We start from the raw sequence: 15,838 nt of genomic DNA, 5'->3' as shown, positions 1-15,838 counted from the left end.
GCGATCTTGAGCCCTCCCCTAGATCGCATGTGCGTGATGGACCGATGCGGGTGGTTGTACGACGGTATTGATGGTTGAGTCGCTATGGCAAGACCTGGAACCAGGCCTCACGTTTTTGTTGGTTTGGTCGTTACACGACCACTCGAACGGATTTTTCCCATCCGTTTGAGCATCCTGTCGGCCGGCTCGAACAGCTCCGGCCGGGCCAGCACCGCGTTCCGCAGCGCCCGGACCGGGGCGCGCCGCGCCCGGTGCCCGAACGCCACGGGGTGGCGGCGGGTGACCCACCCCTCGGACACGGCGAGTTCCCGTGTCTTCAGGGAGTCCTTGTATTCCTTCTGGCCCCGTCCCAGGTCCAGATGGGCGATGCCGTCGGCGGCTGCCGCCTCCGCCATGCGCAGATGCAGGACGAGTCCGGGGGAGTAGCGGGAGAAGTCCGGGTCGTACGCGGGGAACCAGCACGCGAGGACGCGCTCGGAGCGCAGCCCGAAGTGCGCGGCGATCGGCCGCTCGCCCGCGTAGAGCACCGACAGCAGTCCGGCGAACCGCTCGGTGCGGGTGTGGAAGAGCTGCTCCACCAGCCGGGTGATCCAGGCATGCGCGAAGCGGTCGCTGCGTCCCGTCCGCCGGTACTGGGCCGACTTCCACGCCATCAGCGTGCGCAGCGCCGCGGGATCGCGCTCGTCGTGCACATAGCGCAGCCCGCCGTGGTCGCGGCCGAGCCTGCGGTCCTTGGCGAGCGTGGTCCGGGTGAACTTGGGTGATCGGGCCCGGAGTTGGTCCAGGTAGACCTCGTACCCCCGGTCGACGTCGATGACCGGCGAGGCGAACGTGCCGGAGGCCCCGGCCTCGAACGGCGTCTGCCCCTGGGCGAGGTGGTCGAACTCCCAGACGGAGAGCCCGCAGGCCCGCAGCAGTTCCTGGGCGTCCCAGGTGAACCCGGGCCGGTGCACGAGTCCCTGGCAGTCCGAGACGCCGATGCCCACGGCCCGGCCGACGCCGGTGGCGGTGCGCTGGAACGGGAAGAACGCGGCGGGTCCGTCCTCCTCGCGGACGACGCCGATGCGCACTCCGCGCCGGCAGCGGCCCACGGCGAGCGTGAACTCCGGTGACAGGAAGGGGTTGGCGAGTCCGGGAGTGTCGTGCAGATCGGCCTTGGACTGAAGGGCCGTCCAGGCCGCGCGGTCGGCCGACGTCAGTTCACCGGGTCGGTACACGCTGATGTCCACGTCAGGAGGCCCGTCTGCTCGCCGTACGACCGCGCAGCCGCCGTAGCAGGACCAGCAGGAGTACGAGGCAGCTCAGCGCGGCCACGGCCACGATCCCGCCGCGCAGCGACCAGCGGTGCACCGCGAGCATGCCCTGGGCGACCAGGAGATTGACCGCCACCGCTGCGGCCAGGGACGCGACGGTCCGGCCGAACGGCTCCAGGCCGCGCAGCGCGACGGCGACCGAGGCGCCCGGCGCGGCCAGCAGGAAGAAGAGCGCCAGCGGAGCGCGCAGCGGCGAGTCGGTCCCGGCGGACGCCAGTGCGGCGCCGGCGCCCGCGACCGCCAGGGCGGCCCCCGCGAGCAGCGGCAGCAGGTCCCTCCCCGGACCCTGCTCCGGCCGCTCGTCACCGCCCTGTGGAGACGGACTGGATGAAGACGTCTTGATACCTAAGGTCTGCATTGGCGACTTTGCCCCCCGAAGCGCCGGATGCCGGGCTTCAATGTCGCGCAGCGGCGCCGGGGGAGTCAAGACACCGAACGACTCCGCGCAGGTTTGGGGCGGGTTCGGGGCGGGTTCGGTGCACGGGGGCCGCGCGCGCGTGCCCCCGGAGGCGCCGGCTGCCTCCGGGGACACGCGGGGCGGGACGGGAGCAGCCCGCGCTACTTGACGATCTTCAGGAGGCGGTTCGGCGAGCCGCTGCCCGGACCGGTGACCTTGCCGGTGGTGGAGCCGTTCACGAGAGCGGTGGCGACCTGGGCCGGGGTGGCCGAGGTGTGTCCCGCGAGGTAGACGGCCGCCGCCCCCGCGACGTGCGGGGTCGCCATCGAGGTGCCTGAGATGGTGTTCGTCGCGGTGTCGCTGGTGTGCCAGCCGGCGGTGATCGAAGAACCGGGCGCGAAGATGTCGAGCGCCGGGCCGTAGTTGGAGTAACTGGCCCTGGCGTCCGCGCTGGTGGTGGCTCCGACCGTGATCGCGGCGGCGACCCGGGCGGGCGAGTAGGACGAGGCGTTGGCGCCGCTGTTGCCCGCCGCGACCGCGTAGGTCACCCCGTCGGCTATGGAGTTGGCCACGGCGTTGTCCAGCGTGGTGGAGGCTCCGCCGCCGAGCGACAGGTTGGCGACCGAGGGCCCGCTGTGGTTCGCGGTCACCCAGTTGATCCCGGCGATGACGCCCGCGGTGGTGCCCGAGCCGGCGTTGTCGAGGACGCGGACCGCCACGATCCGGGCCTTCTTGGCGACGCCGTGGGTCGATCCGGCGATGGTCGTGGCCACGTGCGTGCCGTGGCCGTTGCCGTCCGCGGCGGTCGTGTCGCCGTCCACGGCGTCGTAGCCGTAGGAGGCCCGGCCGCTGATCTGGCTGTGCGTGATGCGTACGCCGGTGTCGATGACGTACGCGGTCACACCGCCGCCCGCGCTGTCCGGGTAGGTGTACGTGCCCGAGAGCGGCAGCGACGCCTGGTCGACGCGGTCCAGGCCCCAGGGGGCGTTCGACTGGGTGATGTCGGCCGCGTGCACGGTCTGGTCCTGCTCGACGGTGGCGACCGACGGGTCCGCCGCGAGTCTGCGGGCCTCGCTCGCGGAGAGGGTCGCGGTGTAGCCGTTGAGCGCGGCGCCGAACGTCTTGCGGACCGTGCCGCCGTACCCCTTGATCAGGCCCTTGCCCTCGGCGGAGGAGGCCTTGAAGTCCACGCCCTCCTTCAGCGTGACGATGTAACTGCCCTTGACGGCGGTGGGGGAGCCGGCCGCGAGGACCCGGCCCTCGGCCGGCGCGGCCTGGGCGGGGAGCGCGGTGACGGCGCCGAGCAGGGCGGCGGTCGCCACCGAGGTCGTCGCGGCGATCCGGATCTTGTTGCTGCGCAGCTGTGCCATTACGAGGGAGTCCTCCTCATGGGCGGCGCGTGCCCGGGTCGGGGCACGCGCCTGTGGGGGATGCGCGCGGGATCGCACGCACGGCCGGGAGCGTCGTGTTCCGCTCCTGGCCGAGACAGCAGCGTGATCGATCCGGACCCTACGGCTCAAGGGAGTTGGGGCTTTGTCATACGCCTGTCATGGACACGCAATGCGCGCCGTGTGGATGTGTCGTGGAGATGTCCGCGACGTGCGGAAAGTCTTGGCATGGACACTTCCTGTCAACATGCGTAGCTGCTACGAAAGTTACGGCAGAGATCCTGCTAAAGGGAGGTTCCATGAGACGTTCCCGACTTACGGCATACGTGACCTCGCTCCTCCTCGCCACCACCGCGGCCCTCACCGGGGCGACGGCGGCACAGGCGGACCAGCAAGCCGCCGCCACGGGCTATGTGGCCCTGGGCGACTCCTACTCCTCCGGTCTCGGCGCGGGCAGCTACATCGGCTCCAGCGGCGACTGCAAGCGCAGCACGAAGGCCTACCCGTACCTCTGGGCGGCCGCCAACTCACCCTCGTCCTTCGACTTCACGGCCTGCTCGGGCGCTCGTACGAGTGATGTCCTGGCGAACCAGCTGGGACCGCTCGGCGCCGGGACCGGCCTCGTCACGATCTCCATCGGCGGCAACGACGCCGGCTTCTCCGACGTCATGACGACCTGTGTCCTGCAGTCGGAGAGCTCCTGCGTGGCCCGCATCAACACGGCCCGGGCGTACGTCGACTCCACGCTCCCCGGCCGACTCGACTCCGTCTACTCGGCGATCAGCACGAGGGCTCCGGCGGCCCGCGTGGTCGTCCTCGGCTACCCCCGCTTCTACAAGCTGAGCGGAAGCTGCCTGGCAGGCCTCTCCGAGACCGAACGGGCCGCCATCAACAGCGCCGCCGACCACCTGGACAGCGCCATCGCCAAACGCGCCGCCGACCACGGCTTCACCTTCGGCGACGTACGCCCCACGTTCACGGGCCACGAGATCTGCTCCGGCAGCTCCTGGCTGCACAGCGTCAACTGGCTGAATATCGGTGAGTCCTACCACCCGACCGCGTCCGGTCAGTCGGGCGGCTACCTGCCCGTCCTCAACGCGAACGACTGAGCGGCGCACCACCTCCCGCCGGGCGGACGGCCCGCCCGGCGGTCACCGCGTGCCGAGCGAGGACGCCCCGCCGTAGGCCCCGTCCGAGGGCGGGGCCTCCGTCTCGCAGGTCACCGAGAAGGCCACCGTGTTCGACTTCGTCCGCTGCGGGGCGCGGACCTCCACCCCGATCCTGTTCCGGTACGTGCCCGACTCCTCGTACGTCGTCACTACGACCGTGTTCTGCCTGGTCCTCCCGCCGTCCGCCGGGAACGAGAGCGTCTTCCAGCCCGGGTCGGACACCTCGCCGGTCTCCGTGACCCAGCGGTACTCGACGTCCACCGGGACGACGCCCACGGTGAAGGTCGCCGTGAAGGTGGGCGCCTGGGCCCCGGGCGGCGGGCAGGCGCCCGTGTAGTCGGTGTGCGAGCCCGCGACCGTCACCTTCACGGACTGGGTGGGCGCCCTGGTCGTCGGAGCGGTGCCCCCGGTGCCGCCGGTCGTCGCGGTCGGCTTCGGACCCTCCGTCGTGGGCCCCCCGCCGGACCCGCCGTCACCGCTTCCGCCGTCGGCCCCGGGCGTGCCGCCGCCCGTCGAACCCCCGCTGCTCGCACTCCCCTTGGTGCCGCCGCCCCCGCCGCCGTCGTCGCCGTTCATCAGGGCGTACGTCAGCCCGGCCAGCGCCAGGGCCATCGCCGCCAGACCCGCCACCACGGCGACCGCGGCCCGCCGGGAGCGGGCCGGCTCCGCGGTGGTGGTCGTGGTTTCCGGGGGCCGGCCGGGGACGGCACCCGGCGACGTGCGGGCCGGTCCCGCCGCGCGCGGGGGCGGCGCGGGCAGCGGCACCGCGGCGACCGTCGGCGCGTACGCCGCGGAACCCGTCGCGGGTGTGCCGCCCGCCGCGACGAGACGCAGGTCCCGCTCGGCGGCCTCGGCCGACAGCCGGTCCGCCGGATCCTTGCGCAGCAGGCCCTCGACGACCGGGGCGAGCGGGCCCGCCCGGCGCGGCGGCGGGAGTTCCTCGTCGACGACCGCGCGCAGGGTACTCAACGGAGTGTTCTGGCGGAAGGGCGAGTTGCCCTCGACCGCCGCGTAGAGCAGCACGCCCAGCGACCACAGGTCGGACTCGGGCCCGGGTGTGCGCCCCAACGCCCGCTCGGGGGCGAGGAACTCGGGCGACCCGATCACCTCGCCGGTCATGGTGAGGGCCGAACTGCCCTCGACCGTCGCGATGCCGAAGTCCGTGAGGACGACCCGGCCGTCGTTCGACATCAGCACGTTGCCCGGCTTGATGTCCCGGTGCAGGACCCCCGCCTCGTGCGCGGCGCGCAGCGCGGCCAGCACCTCCGCGCCGATGTGGGCGGTGCGCTGCGGGGACAACGGGCCCTCCGCGTCCAGGAGATCGGAGAGCGCGATGCCGCGGACCAGCTCCATCACGATCCACGGACGGCCGTCCTCGGTCGCCACGTCGTAGACCGTCACGACATTGCGGTGGGACACCCGGGCGGCGGCCCAGGCCTCCCGCTCCAGCCGCGCGTACATCCGCTCGACGTCCGGGCCCGGCAGTCCGGCCGGGGCCCTGACCTCCTTGACGGCGACCTCGCGGTGCAGCACCTCGTCGCGGGCGCGCCACACCGTCCCCATCCCGCCCTCGCCCAGCGGCGACAGCAGGCGGTAGCGTCCCGCGATCACACGTTCACTGCCTGGTACTCCGGACACGGGCGCCGCCCCCCATTAGCATCCGCACGATTCTGAACAAAAGTAGCTCAACCGAGCGCGGTTGCCGCCCCCTTGAACACCAGCCCAGCCCCAAGGGCCACCACGACGAACGCGGATCCGAGCGGAGTGGCTCGCCGCACCAGCACCGCGGTGCGGCTCCCCGACCAGCGGGCGCCGTTCTCGATGGCCCTCGCCACCCGGCTGCCGACCCGCACCACGGCGAACCCGGCCGCCGTCAGCGTCAGCGCGAGCCCCGCCCCGTAGGCCAGGACGAGCAGCAGGCCGAACCAGGCCTTGCCGAGCGCGGCGGCACCGACGAGCACGACGACCGCGGAGGGGCTGGGGACGAGGCCCCCGGCGAAACCGAGCAGGACGGTGTCCCTGAGCCTGAGGGACGGGGTGTGCGAGTGATCGTGGCCGTGGCCGTGGCCGTGGCCGTGCGAGTGGTCGTGGCCGTGGTCGTGGCCGCCTCGGGAAGGCCCGTGGTCGTGGGAGTGCCCGTGTCCGGACGTGGGCGCCTCCTCGTGGGCGTGGCTGTGCCCGCCGGAGGGCCCGCCGTCCGGGGACGGACCCTGCCCCCCGGAGGAGCCGTGCGCGTGTTCCTCGGAGGGCCCGGCAGCGTGCGCGTGCGCGAGGGCGCGTCCGCGCTCGTGTCCGTGCTCGTGGGAGTGACCCTGTCCGTGGAAGTGTCCGTGCCCGTGCCCGTGCCCGTGCCCGTGCCCGTGGGAGTGGCCCTGGCCCCGGCGGCGCCACGCGCGGCGGACCAGGGTCGCGCCGGCCACCGTGACCACGAGGCCGCTGGCCACTCCCAGCCAGGCGACCACGGAGGGCGCGGCGGCCGAGCCCGCCGTGACGAGCAGCCCGAGCGCCACCACACCGAGGGTGTGCGTGACCGTGACCGAGGCCGCCAGCGGCAGGACGTCGCGGAGCGTGGCGTCGCCGCGGGCGGCGGCCGTCGCGGCCATGATCGTCTTGCCGTGTCCCGGGGCCAGGGCGTGCAGGGCCCCGAGGAACACGGCGATGCCCAGAGCCGCCGCAGCGAAGCCGAAGGTCAGGTCGTGGCGGGACACCAGGTCGTCCAGCGCGCGGGTCCAGCGGTCGGCGCCGCGCGGCAGGATCGAGGAGGCGGGGGCGTCCGCTCCTTCCTCGACCAGCGCGGGACCGCCCGGCCGCACCTTCAGGTCCGCGCTCGCCGTGTCCGCGGGCGAGGACAGCAACTCCTCCGGATAGCGCGTCAGTTCGCGTGACACGGAGGTCGTCGGCACGTCCGAGGACGTGAGAGTCGAGCGGTCCCCGCGGGCCGTGACCTCGCGCCAGCCGGGCCCGTCGTCCACCGCGGCCCGGAACCGCACGGCCCCGGGTCCGCCGCCCGCCTCGGGCAGGGGAGCGGTCCAGCGGCACTCCACGCGCAGCGTGTCGAGCCCGGCCTGTCCCGGCCGCACCAGGGCACGGCTCCGGCCGGCGTTCAGCGCGACCCGCTCCCCGTCGACGGTCACCCGGCTGCCGGCTGCCGCGTCCGCGCAGCGCTCGGCCGCCCAGGTGTCGAGGCCGGCCCGCTCGATCGCGGGCTGCGCCTGCGTCGCCGGGATCTCCGCCAGGTCCTCCACATGGTCGATCCGCAGCTCCCCGGGAGCGACGACGAGACCGTCGTACCGGTTGACGGTGAAGTTGCCGAGCGGATGCGCCGAGGCCGTCGCGGCGGGCATCAGTACGAGCGCGCAGGCGGCCACGAGGACCGCCCCGCACGAGGCGAACGCGCGGCGGCCGGCGGACGGCCGTCCGGCGCGGCGGACACGGGAGCCGCGTCCGGTGGGGGCGTTCACTCGGCACCGCCCAGCGACTTCAGCGTCCGCTCGGCGCGTTCGGCGCCCACCGGGGAGAACCCCGGGTTCAGCCGCAGGGCCGAGGCCAGACTGCGGCGGGCCGCCGCGTCGTGGCCGGTGGCGTGCTCGACGACGCCCCGGTGGTACAGGAACACGGCGTCGCGGTAGCCGGTGGCCGTGGCCCGCCGGGCGAACGGCAGGGCCTCCTCGTCCCGACCGTTGACGTGCAGCGCCCAGGCGAGCGCGTCCGCCGTGTGGACGGTCCGCCGGCGCTCCCACTCGGCGCGCGCCGCACGCAGCGCGGCCCCGCGGTCGCCGTGGTCCGCGGCCGCCAGGGCCGTGTCCAGATCGGCGTTGACCCCGTTGGCGCGGGCCAGCGCGGTCCACGCGTCGACCAGCGCGTACTGCTCGCGTGCCTTCGCCCGGTCGCCCCCGGCGCCGCGGGCCTCGTAGAGCTCGCCCAGCACGACCAGCGGTCCCGGCAGCGGGGAGCGGGCCACGACCGCCTCCATGCCGAGGATCGCCGCCGCGCGGTCACCGTTCGCCGCCTGCGCCCGGGCGCGCCCCTCCAGCGCCGGAAGGTACGCCCCGTCGGCCCGCAGGGCCGATCCGAAGTGCTTCAGCGCCTCCTCGTGGTCGCCTTCCCGCCAGGCGAGTTGCCCGAGCGAGGTGGCGACGTACGCGATGTCGCCGGGAGCCGTCGCGCCGGCCAGTGCCTGCTCCAGGACGCGGCGCGCGGTGCGGACGTCGCCGCGCAGTTCCCGCACGTACGCGTACCGGGTGAAGACCGGGATGCCCGGGCGGCGGGCGTCCGCCCGGTCGGCCGCCGCGGACGCCTCCTTGTAGCGGCCGAGTTCCACCAGCGCGTCGATCCGCGTGGACAGCGCGCGCTCGTTGTACGCGTTCTCCGCCAGCGCCTCGTCGGCCTGCCGCAGCGCCCGGCCGAAGTCGTGCCGGGCGGCGGCCAGTGCCGCCCGGCCCGCGAGCGCCTGGTCGTTGCGGGGCTCCAGCTCCAGCGACCGATCCAGCGCGCGTTCCGCCTGCGGGTAGCGGGACGGGTCGCCGTGCGTGCGGGCCTGCTCGACGTAGGCGACCCCCAGGGTCGCCCACCCGGTGAAGTCCCGCGGCTGTGCCTTGAGATGGCTCTGGAGGGCGGAGATCCCGGCGTCGAGGTCCCCGCTCGCGAGCAGCTCGGGCGCGGCGGCCGGAGCGGCGGCGACCGCGCGGTCCCCGGCGTCGTCCCTGCTGCCCAGCACCACGGCACCCGCGGTCATCGCGACGGCGAGGGCGGCCACGCAGGCGGCGAGCCGCAGCGCGCGGACCCGTCCGGACTCGGGGCGTTCGCCGGAGGCCGGCCGCCCTGCCTCGTCCGCGCGATCCCTCTCCCGCGCGTCCTCGTTCGTACCCGGGGACATGCCCTCTCCTCAATCTCCTGGACGCAAGCCTTGGTTCGGGGTGAGCGGCGCGGCCCGCGCCGTGGGGGGTGTACGCGGGCCGCGCCAGTGGATGGGACCGGTCAGTACGCGCGGCGGCGGCTGCGCCACCACAGCAGACCGGTGCCGATGAGCAGGAACCCGGCCGCGCCCGACGCCGCCGAGACGGCGATCAGCGTCGTGTCGTCCATGCCGGTCGAGCCGCCCGCGGGCTGCAGCGCGTCACCGAGCTGGTTGCGGACGTCGTTCGTGCCGGACGTGCCCTTGGCCAGGGCGCCGCGCGAACCGGCGGTCGGCTGCGCGAGGTACGGGAAGGTCTTCCCGAACTTCCGGTCGTTCTTGTCGACCGCGTCGCCGAGGTCGTTCTTGGAGCCGACGAGTTCGCCCTCGACCACCTGGAGCGCGATGTCCAGGACGTCGTCACCGAGCCGGCGGCCGTTCGGGAAGCCCGCGTTGTCGCCGTCCAGGACGCCGAGCCGCTTCTCCTCGGCGGACGGCTTGATCGAGGTGTTCAGCCGCAGCATCTCCGAAGGACGCACGTTCGGGGGCTGGTTGAGACCCTCGACGCCCTTCAGGAACACGTCGACCAGGTCGTTGCGGGGCTCGGCCGGCGCCTTGATCTTGTAGATCGCCTCGATGAGCTTCGGCAGCTCGGGGTTGGTGACGTTCTTCAGGAAGTCCCCGTCGTTCCAGGGCGCGGACGCGTTGAACTTGTCCTTGTCCTTGATCGGGTTGACGACCTCGTTCACCAGCGGCATGCCGAGGCGCGAGACCTGACGGAAGTGGCCGCTCGCGTTCTTGCGCTGGGTGGTCGACCATATGCCGACGATGGGCTGGTCGGCCGACTCCTGGAGCATGTCGGTCGGCACCTGGAGGGCGACCGAGTTGACGTTGGAGCCCTTCAGCGTGTCCCTGCCGACCTCGGACAGGTTGCCGCCGTACAGCAGGTCGAAGACCCGCAGGTCGAGGAAGAACGGGTCGTCGGCCTGGCCCGCGAACGTCGTCGCGCCGCCCGGGAGTTCGTGCACGGCCTGGTCGCGCAGCCTGCCGTAGTCCGGCATGGACGCCTTGCCGACGTTGGACGGGGCGACCGGCACGTCGTCGGCGACCTTCGTCCGGGACACCAGGTGCTGGTCCTTCAGCCGCAGCAGGTCGATGTCGTAGGACTGCGTGATGTTGAGGTCCGGGTCGTCGAGGCTCTCGACCGGGCCGGTGTTGTAGAGGAAGGTCTTCTTGTTCTTGACGTGGGTCTTGAACGTGTAGCGGTAGACCAGTTCGCCCTGCGCGTCACCGTTGTTGTCGATGTGGATGTCGTACTGGGCGTCCTCGGCGAACGTGAAGAAGTTCGGACCGCCGGCCGGTTCCTCGAACGGGATCCAGTTCGCGACGATCGTCGTCGTGTCGGGCTTGTCCGGGCTCACGAACGCGTACACGTCCGTGTTGTCGTACTGGGGCTGTCCCGAGATGAGCGGTGCCTCGCGGTGGCTGGAGGCGCTGGCCGCCCCCGGTTCCAGCGCGGTCACGCCGGCGGCTGCGAGCCCCCCGGCGGCCAGCGCACCACAGACAAGGGTCGCGACGCCCCCGCGTCCCACGATCCTGCTGGTGAAAGGTGTCATGCCGTCCGTCCTCTGTCCCAAAGCTTCGTTCCGGCGGTGGTGTCTGCGGGAGGGGGCCTGTCCTGCGGCCCGCCTCCGCTCCCGTCCCGCGTCGGCTGTTGCCTGACGCTGGCCATTCGGAGCGGCGGGGCGGGCGGATTGGTTCGGGATTCACCCGCGTTTTCGGCCCGCTGATCCGTAACCCCATCCGGAGGCGCCAGGGCGCCGAATAGCGGGTGACGGAACGGGCCGTGCGCGGCCGGAGAGGGGGACGGGTGGAGGCGGACGAACTTCTGGTGCTCGTCGCCGCAGGCGACCAGAAGGCTTTCGAGGATCTGTACGGGCTGGTGTCCGGACCGGTCTTCGGGCTGGTGCGCCGAGTGGTGCGGGACCCGGCCCAGTCGGAGGAGGTGGCCCAGGAGGTGCTCCTCGAACTGTGGCGCTCCGCCGCCCGGTACGACCCGGGGAGAGGCACCGCGCTCGCCTGGGTGCTCACCCTCGCGCACCGCCGGGCCGTGGACCGGGTCCGCAGCGCGCGCGCCGCGGGGGAGCGCGAACTGCGCATGGCCCGGCGGGCGAACGGTCCCGCCTTCGACCAGGTCGCCGAGGAGGTGGAGGCGGGCCTCGAACGCGAATGGGTGCGCCGCTGCCTGGACCGGCTCACCGCACTGCAGCGCCAGTCGGTCACTCTCGCCTACTACGACGGCTACACGTACCGTGAAGTCGCCGAGCGCCTCTCGCTTCCGCTCGGCACTGTCAAGACCCGGATGCGCGACGGGCTCACGCGGCTGCGCGACTGCCTGGGAGGTGTCGCATGACCGGCTTCTTCCGCCGCGGCGACCTGCACTCGCTCGCCGCCCCGTACGCGCTGGACGCTCTGGAGCCCCCCGAGCACAAGCGGTTCGAGAAGCACCTGAAGCGCTGCGACAGTTGTCCCGCCGAGGTCAGGGCCCTGCGCGAGGACGCGGTCCGGCTCGCCTGGTCCACGGCCGCGCCGGCCCCGGCCGCCCTGCGCGACAGGGTGCTGACGGCCGTACGGACGACCCCTCAGGAACCGGCGCCCGTCCGCCCGGAGCCGCTGCCGCGGGCCCGTCCGGAGCGCTCGCCGTCCCGTGGGCGTCGCTCGCCGTTCGCCCCCTTCCTGATCCCCCTCGCCTCCACGACGGCCGCCGCCGCGCTCGTGGTCGCCGCGCTCTTCGGCGTCCAGGCCTCCCGCGCCCAGGACGAGTTGGCCCAGGAGCGGGCCCAGGCGCGTGAGATCGCACACGTTCTCGCGGCACCGGACGCCCGATCGACCGCCGGCCGTGACGCGGAGGGACAGGGCATCGCCGTCGTCGCGTCGGCCTCGCGGCGCGCCGCCGTGGTGACGGGCAGCGGTCTGGGCACCCCCGCGGGCGAAAGGGTCCATCAGCTGTGGCTCATGCGGCCGGAGGGCAAACCGCGCTCCCTGGGGCTTCTGGCGGGCGACACGCCCTTGGTCGCCACGGGACTCGGCACCAATGCGATCTCACTCGCTGTCACCATCGAACCGGCCGGCGGCTCCCCGCAGCCCACTACCGCACCGGTTGTCCAACTCGCCCTGAAATCAGTTGGATTCGGAGAGTAACCATCAACACCCTTATGGGGGAGGTGAATCCCACGACCGGGATACACGGGTGTGATGCGGGAGCGATAGGGTTAGCCTGCCCGGGCCGGGTGCCGTCGTACGGGTGGGGAGTGACATGGAACAGATAACGGTGCGTGGCAGGGCGCGAGTCCCTGCGATCACGTGCGGGAGCAGCGCGACCAGTTCGCGCCTCGACCGACATCTCTCGGTGATGGGCGGCCCTGCCGTCCCTCAGCGCGAGACGGCCGAGGCGACGTCGCTGATGCGCGAACTCACCACGCGTGACACCGCGCACGACCGTACCGGCATGGGTGCGCGGGTGAGGCGGGTCTCGCTCTTCGCGCCACTGCGCCGGCTGCGCCGCTCCCTGTTCGGCGGCCGCTGACGGCGGTCCCGGCCGCCGTCCGGCGGCCGTGCCGAACAGGATCCCGACCCGCGCTCAGGCGACCACGCCGTCCCGGCGCAGTGCTGCGATCTCATCGTCCGTCATCCCCATGGCACGCAGCAGCGCCCCGGTGTGCTCCCCGAGCGCGGGTACGGGCCCCATGGGTGCCGCGTCCCCGCCCGGCAGCGTGATCGGCGGAAGCAGCGACCTGAGCGGACCCACCGGCGAACCCACCTCGCGCCAGCGGTCCCTGGCCGCCAACTGAGGGTGCTCCGCAACCTCCCGTACGTCCCGCAGCCGTGCGCAGGCGATCCCGGCGGCCTCCAGCCGCGCCACGGCCGCGTCCGTGCCCAGCGCCTTCAGGGCCGCGCCGACCAGCGCGTCCGTACGGTCCCGGTTGCCGACCCGGGCCGCGTTCGTCGCGTACGCCGGGTCGTGCGCCAACTCCGCCCGTTCCAGCACCTGTTCCGCGAGGCGGCGCCACTCGCGGTCGTTCTGCACGGACAGCAGCACCCGCCCGCCGTCCGCCGTGGGATAGGCGTCGTACGGGACGATGACGGCGTGCGCGACACCCGTGCGCGCCGGGGGAGTGCCGCCGTGCATCGCATGGTGCAGGGGATGGCCCATCCACTCCGCGAGCGCCTCCAGCATCGACACCTCCACCGGACCGCCCCGGCCGGTGGTGCCGCGCCGCACCAGCGCCGCGAGGACGCCGGAGAACGCGTACATGGCCGCCGCGATGTCGGCCGCCGGGATGCCCGCCTTCACGGGCTGCCCGGCCGTCCCCGTCACGGACACGAGTCCCGCCTCGCACTGCACGAGCATGTCGTAGGCCCGCTTGTCGGCGTACGGTCCCGAACTCCCGTAGCCCGAGATGTCCACGGCGATCAGCCTGGGGTGCGCGGCGCACAGCGTCCCGGCGTCCAGGCCGAGCCGGGCGGCGGCGCCGTGCGCGAGGTTCTGCACGAACACGTCGGCACCGGCGACCAGTCGGCGGACCACGTCGAGGCCGCGCGGGTCCTTCAGGTCGAGGGCGACGGACTCCTTGCCCCGGTTGCACCACACGAAGTGCGAGGCCAGCCCGCCGGCCGCGGTGTCGTAGCCGCGTGCGAAGTCCCCGCCGTCGACGCGCTCCACCTTGACGACCCGGGCCCCGAGGTCGGCGAGCTGCCGGGTGGCGAAGGGCGCCGCGACGGCCTGTTCGACGGCGACGACGGTGATGCCCTCCAGCGGCAGGGGCTGCGAGGGGCCGGACATCCGGGGATCTGGCTGCATGCGGTGGATCATGTCGCGCGGGTCCCGGCTTTGTCATGCACGGCAGTACGCGGCGCGCGCGACGGGTGGCCCGTGCGTGCGGACGGCCGTGCCGGGCCGCGCGGCTCAGCCGTGCCCGCGCGTACCGGAGGACGGCGAGCGGAACGAACACCGCGAGGAGTCCTCCCGCTCCTCCGACCAGGGTGGGGAGCGGGCGCGTTCGGCGGTGGCCGGTTCGTCGCCCACGCGGGCCGTCACGACGCCGTCGACCATCGCGACGAGCTCGGACTTCGTGCCGTACGGGGTGTCGAGGGGAACGAGGTCCGCGGCGCCCACCCGGGCGGGCGGGTGGCCACCGGGGCGTGTCCGCGCCTTGCCAACGGCGTTCCTGGAGGACTCGGGCCCATCGACCTGGAAGCGGTCTTCCGGCGCGCCCTGGAGCGTGTCCTCGACGGGTCGACCCCGCGCGACGGACCGGCGGCCCGCCCGGGCGGGGGGCGGGGAGCGCCGGTACCGCGGACTGGCCAGTGAGCGTCACCGGAGGCGGTGATGCCGGGCGTCCGCCGGAGGCCGCCAGGGGCCGGGGGCGGGACTCACAGCAGTGCGAACTGCCCCTCGGGGCCCTCCTCGTGATGGTCGAGCACCGAGGCCGGCCGGCGGGCGGAGCCCGGGACCGGCAGGACGCCGGCGCGCCGCAGCCCGGCCGCCGTGACGGAGGGCGCCCCGGACGGCCCGGTCCGCAGCGGCTCCAGTTCCGCGAGCAGTGCCAGCACCGTGATGAGTTCGAGCAGTTCGGACGTCCGGTCCTGGGGCCAGCCGGCCGGCCCGATGGCCTCCAGGGTGCCCGGTTCGGGCGCCGTGGTGCGGGCCGCGAGCCACCGGTCCAGGACGCGTGCACCGCCCACCTCGAAGTCCCACGCGGCCTGCGGCACCGGGGAGATCCGGCCCTCGTCCAGGTGGAGCGTTTCCTCGTCGCGGTCGTAGCGCGGTTCGGGAGCGGGGCCCGCGACGCCCGGACGCGGCCGTGACCGCGGCACGGCCGGCAGCGGGGCGCGTACGTACGGGCGGCGGCCGCCGGGGAGTTTGGGGCGCTCGCCGTCGCGGCGCATCAGCCACAGCATCCGGTGGCCCAACTCGGTCCCCCTGGACCACAGTCCGGGGTCGGCGGTCAGCGGGACCGCGCATCCGCCCGGCCCCGGACGGGCCACCGCGACGATCCAGGCGAGCACGTCCAGCGGTTCGGGGCAGTGGCCGAGGACCTCGGCCAGATGGTCCACCAGGCCCGGTGCCAGGTTGGGTTCGAGACCCCCGGGCCGCCGGTACAGGGGCCGCACCCGGCCGGAGCGGGCCGCGGGCGCGGACTTCGGCTGCGGCCCGGCCACCGGCAGCAGCGAGGAGACCAGCAGCGCCGGGCCGCCGGGCGACGGAGCCTGCTCCACCACGAAGACCTGGCGCTCGTCCGCGACCCGCCACAACTCCGGCCGCGCCGCGTCGATCAGCCGGTGGTCGGGGATCAGCCACTGCTCGTCGAACGGCCCGAGCAGCACCCGGACCGGTTCCGCGCAGGGTCCCGGCGCCCGGGCCAGCCGCTCCGTCCCGGACGAGCGGCCCGGAAGCTGTCCCACCGCCGAGTGCAGGTTCCGCGCGCGGGTCACGCCGAACAGGGCCTCGCGGGCGGGCCCCTCGGCCGCCAGGAAGGCCTCCCACCGGGCCTTCAGGGACGCCGGGTCCGGTGCCGCCGGCCACCCGCGGCCCAGCCGGGGCGGTGCGACGGACCACGGCATGAGGTCCGCGAGCAGCGGAGCGTCGTCGTGCGTCACGCTCGGCATCGTACGAC

The 15,838-nt window shown here is 73.8% G+C and carries 14 protein-coding genes; 4 read left to right on the top strand and 10 right to left on the bottom strand.

Annotated elements, in window-relative coordinates; all coding sequences use genetic code 11:
* Positions 1-107: 107 nt before the first annotated feature.
* The 3 genes from IE265_RS08200 to IE265_RS08190 form a co-directional block, all read right to left on the bottom strand.
* Positions 108-1,229 carry a GNAT family N-acetyltransferase gene (locus IE265_RS08200; protein ID WP_190034707.1) on the bottom strand — a complete coding sequence of 374 codons (1,122 nt, stop codon included), beginning with the start codon at positions 1,227-1,229 and terminating at the stop codon, positions 108-110.
* A 1-nt stretch (position 1,230) separates the two neighbouring features.
* Positions 1,231-1,671, bottom strand: coding sequence for a hypothetical protein (locus IE265_RS08195; RefSeq protein WP_229916085.1), 441 nt, complete (start codon positions 1,669-1,671; stop codon positions 1,231-1,233).
* A 200-nt stretch (positions 1,672-1,871) separates the two neighbouring features.
* The gene (locus IE265_RS08190; protein WP_190034706.1) at positions 1,872-3,080 is read right to left on the bottom strand and encodes a S8 family peptidase; all 1,209 of its coding nucleotides are present in this window, start codon (positions 3,078-3,080) and stop codon (positions 1,872-1,874) included.
* Between the two features lie 317 nt (positions 3,081-3,397).
* Here IE265_RS08190 and IE265_RS08185 point away from each other — a divergent pair, with 317 nt between their 5' ends.
* Positions 3,398-4,207: an SGNH/GDSL hydrolase family protein gene (locus IE265_RS08185; protein ID WP_190034705.1), complete on the top strand. Its 810-nt coding sequence runs from the start codon at positions 3,398-3,400 to the stop codon at positions 4,205-4,207.
* Between the two features lie 42 nt (positions 4,208-4,249).
* Here the strand turns inward: IE265_RS08185 and IE265_RS08180 are convergent, their stop codons facing one another.
* The 4 genes from IE265_RS08180 to IE265_RS08165 form a co-directional block, all read right to left on the bottom strand.
* Positions 4,250-5,905 (bottom strand): serine/threonine-protein kinase, encoded by a 1,656-nt coding sequence (locus IE265_RS08180; protein ID WP_190034704.1) that lies wholly within the window; start codon positions 5,903-5,905, stop codon positions 4,250-4,252.
* Between the two features lie 47 nt (positions 5,906-5,952).
* Positions 5,953-7,728 carry a sulfite exporter TauE/SafE family protein gene (locus tag IE265_RS08175; protein ID WP_229916084.1) on the bottom strand — a complete coding sequence of 592 codons (1,776 nt, stop codon included), beginning with the start codon at positions 7,726-7,728 and terminating at the stop codon, positions 5,953-5,955.
* Positions 7,725-9,143, bottom strand: coding sequence for a tetratricopeptide repeat protein (locus tag IE265_RS08170; RefSeq protein ID WP_190034703.1), 1,419 nt, complete (start codon positions 9,141-9,143; stop codon positions 7,725-7,727). Before IE265_RS08170 ends, IE265_RS08175 begins: the two co-directional genes overlap by 4 nt.
* 101 nt (positions 9,144-9,244) lie before the next feature.
* Positions 9,245-10,777: a DUF4331 domain-containing protein gene (locus tag IE265_RS08165; RefSeq protein WP_190034702.1), complete on the bottom strand. Its 1,533-nt coding sequence runs from the start codon at positions 10,775-10,777 to the stop codon at positions 9,245-9,247.
* Positions 10,778-11,031: 254 nt separating this feature from the next.
* Here IE265_RS08165 and IE265_RS08160 point away from each other — a divergent pair, with 254 nt between their 5' ends.
* From IE265_RS08160 to IE265_RS08150, 3 genes are all read left to right on the top strand, one after another.
* Entirely contained in the window at positions 11,032-11,574 is a 543-nt protein-coding gene (locus IE265_RS08160; RefSeq protein WP_190034701.1) for a sigma-70 family RNA polymerase sigma factor, read from the top strand.
* The gene (locus tag IE265_RS08155) at positions 11,571-12,362 is read left to right on the top strand and encodes an anti-sigma factor (protein WP_190034700.1); all 792 of its coding nucleotides are present in this window, start codon (positions 11,571-11,573) and stop codon (positions 12,360-12,362) included. The genes IE265_RS08160 and IE265_RS08155 overlap by 4 nt, the downstream gene beginning before the upstream one ends.
* Before the next feature lie 115 nt (positions 12,363-12,477).
* A complete protein-coding gene (locus tag IE265_RS08150) occupies positions 12,478-12,747 on the top strand; it encodes a hypothetical protein (RefSeq protein ID WP_190034699.1) in 270 nt (89 codons plus the stop codon).
* A gap of 54 nt (positions 12,748-12,801) precedes the next feature.
* On the opposite strand, the gene IE265_RS08145 is transcribed toward IE265_RS08150, so the two are convergent.
* The 3 genes from IE265_RS08145 to IE265_RS08135 all read right to left on the bottom strand — a co-directional run bounded on the left by IE265_RS08145 (position 12,802) and on the right by IE265_RS08135 (position 15,830).
* Positions 12,802-14,034 (bottom strand): CaiB/BaiF CoA transferase family protein, encoded by a 1,233-nt coding sequence (locus tag IE265_RS08145; protein ID WP_190034698.1) that lies wholly within the window; start codon positions 14,032-14,034, stop codon positions 12,802-12,804.
* Between the two features lie 93 nt (positions 14,035-14,127).
* On the bottom strand, positions 14,128-14,337 hold the full coding sequence (locus IE265_RS08140) for a hypothetical protein (RefSeq protein ID WP_190034697.1): 210 nt from the start codon (positions 14,335-14,337) through the stop codon (positions 14,128-14,130).
* A gap of 257 nt (positions 14,338-14,594) precedes the next feature.
* Positions 14,595-15,830: a type ISP restriction/modification enzyme gene (locus IE265_RS08135; protein ID WP_190034696.1), complete on the bottom strand. Its 1,236-nt coding sequence runs from the start codon at positions 15,828-15,830 to the stop codon at positions 14,595-14,597.
* Positions 15,831-15,838: the final 8 nt, after the last annotated feature.

Source organism: Streptomyces fructofermentans (assembly GCF_014651055.1).
Classification (GTDB): domain Bacteria; phylum Actinomycetota; class Actinomycetes; order Streptomycetales; family Streptomycetaceae; genus Streptomyces; species Streptomyces fructofermentans.
The sequence above is the reverse complement of the archived record's forward strand: the minus strand, read 5'-3'. Positions and strand labels throughout refer to the sequence as shown.

What these genes read in the sequence shown, in the direction of transcription:
- IE265_RS08195 (WP_229916085.1), bottom strand. Translation starts at nt 1,671, where the DNA reads ATGCAGACCTTAGGTATCAAGACGTCTTCATCCAGTCCGTCTCCACAG.
- IE265_RS08190 (WP_190034706.1), bottom strand. Translation starts at nt 3,080, where the DNA reads ATGGCACAGCTGCGCAGCAACAAGATCCGGATCGCCGCGACGACCTCG.
- IE265_RS08185 (WP_190034705.1), top strand. Translation starts at nt 3,398, where the DNA reads ATGAGACGTTCCCGACTTACGGCATACGTGACCTCGCTCCTCCTCGCC.
- IE265_RS08170 (WP_190034703.1), bottom strand. Translation starts at nt 9,143, where the DNA reads ATGTCCCCGGGTACGAACGAGGACGCGCGGGAGAGGGATCGCGCGGAC.
- IE265_RS08165 (WP_190034702.1), bottom strand. Translation starts at nt 10,777, where the DNA reads ATGACACCTTTCACCAGCAGGATCGTGGGACGCGGGGGCGTCGCGACC.
- IE265_RS08155 (WP_190034700.1), top strand. Translation starts at nt 11,571, where the DNA reads ATGACCGGCTTCTTCCGCCGCGGCGACCTGCACTCGCTCGCCGCCCCG.
- IE265_RS08150 (WP_190034699.1), top strand. Translation starts at nt 12,478, where the DNA reads ATGGAACAGATAACGGTGCGTGGCAGGGCGCGAGTCCCTGCGATCACG.
- IE265_RS08145 (WP_190034698.1), bottom strand. Translation starts at nt 14,034, where the DNA reads ATGATCCACCGCATGCAGCCAGATCCCCGGATGTCCGGCCCCTCGCAG.
- IE265_RS08135 (WP_190034696.1), bottom strand. Translation starts at nt 15,830, where the DNA reads ATGCCGAGCGTGACGCACGACGACGCTCCGCTGCTCGCGGACCTCATG.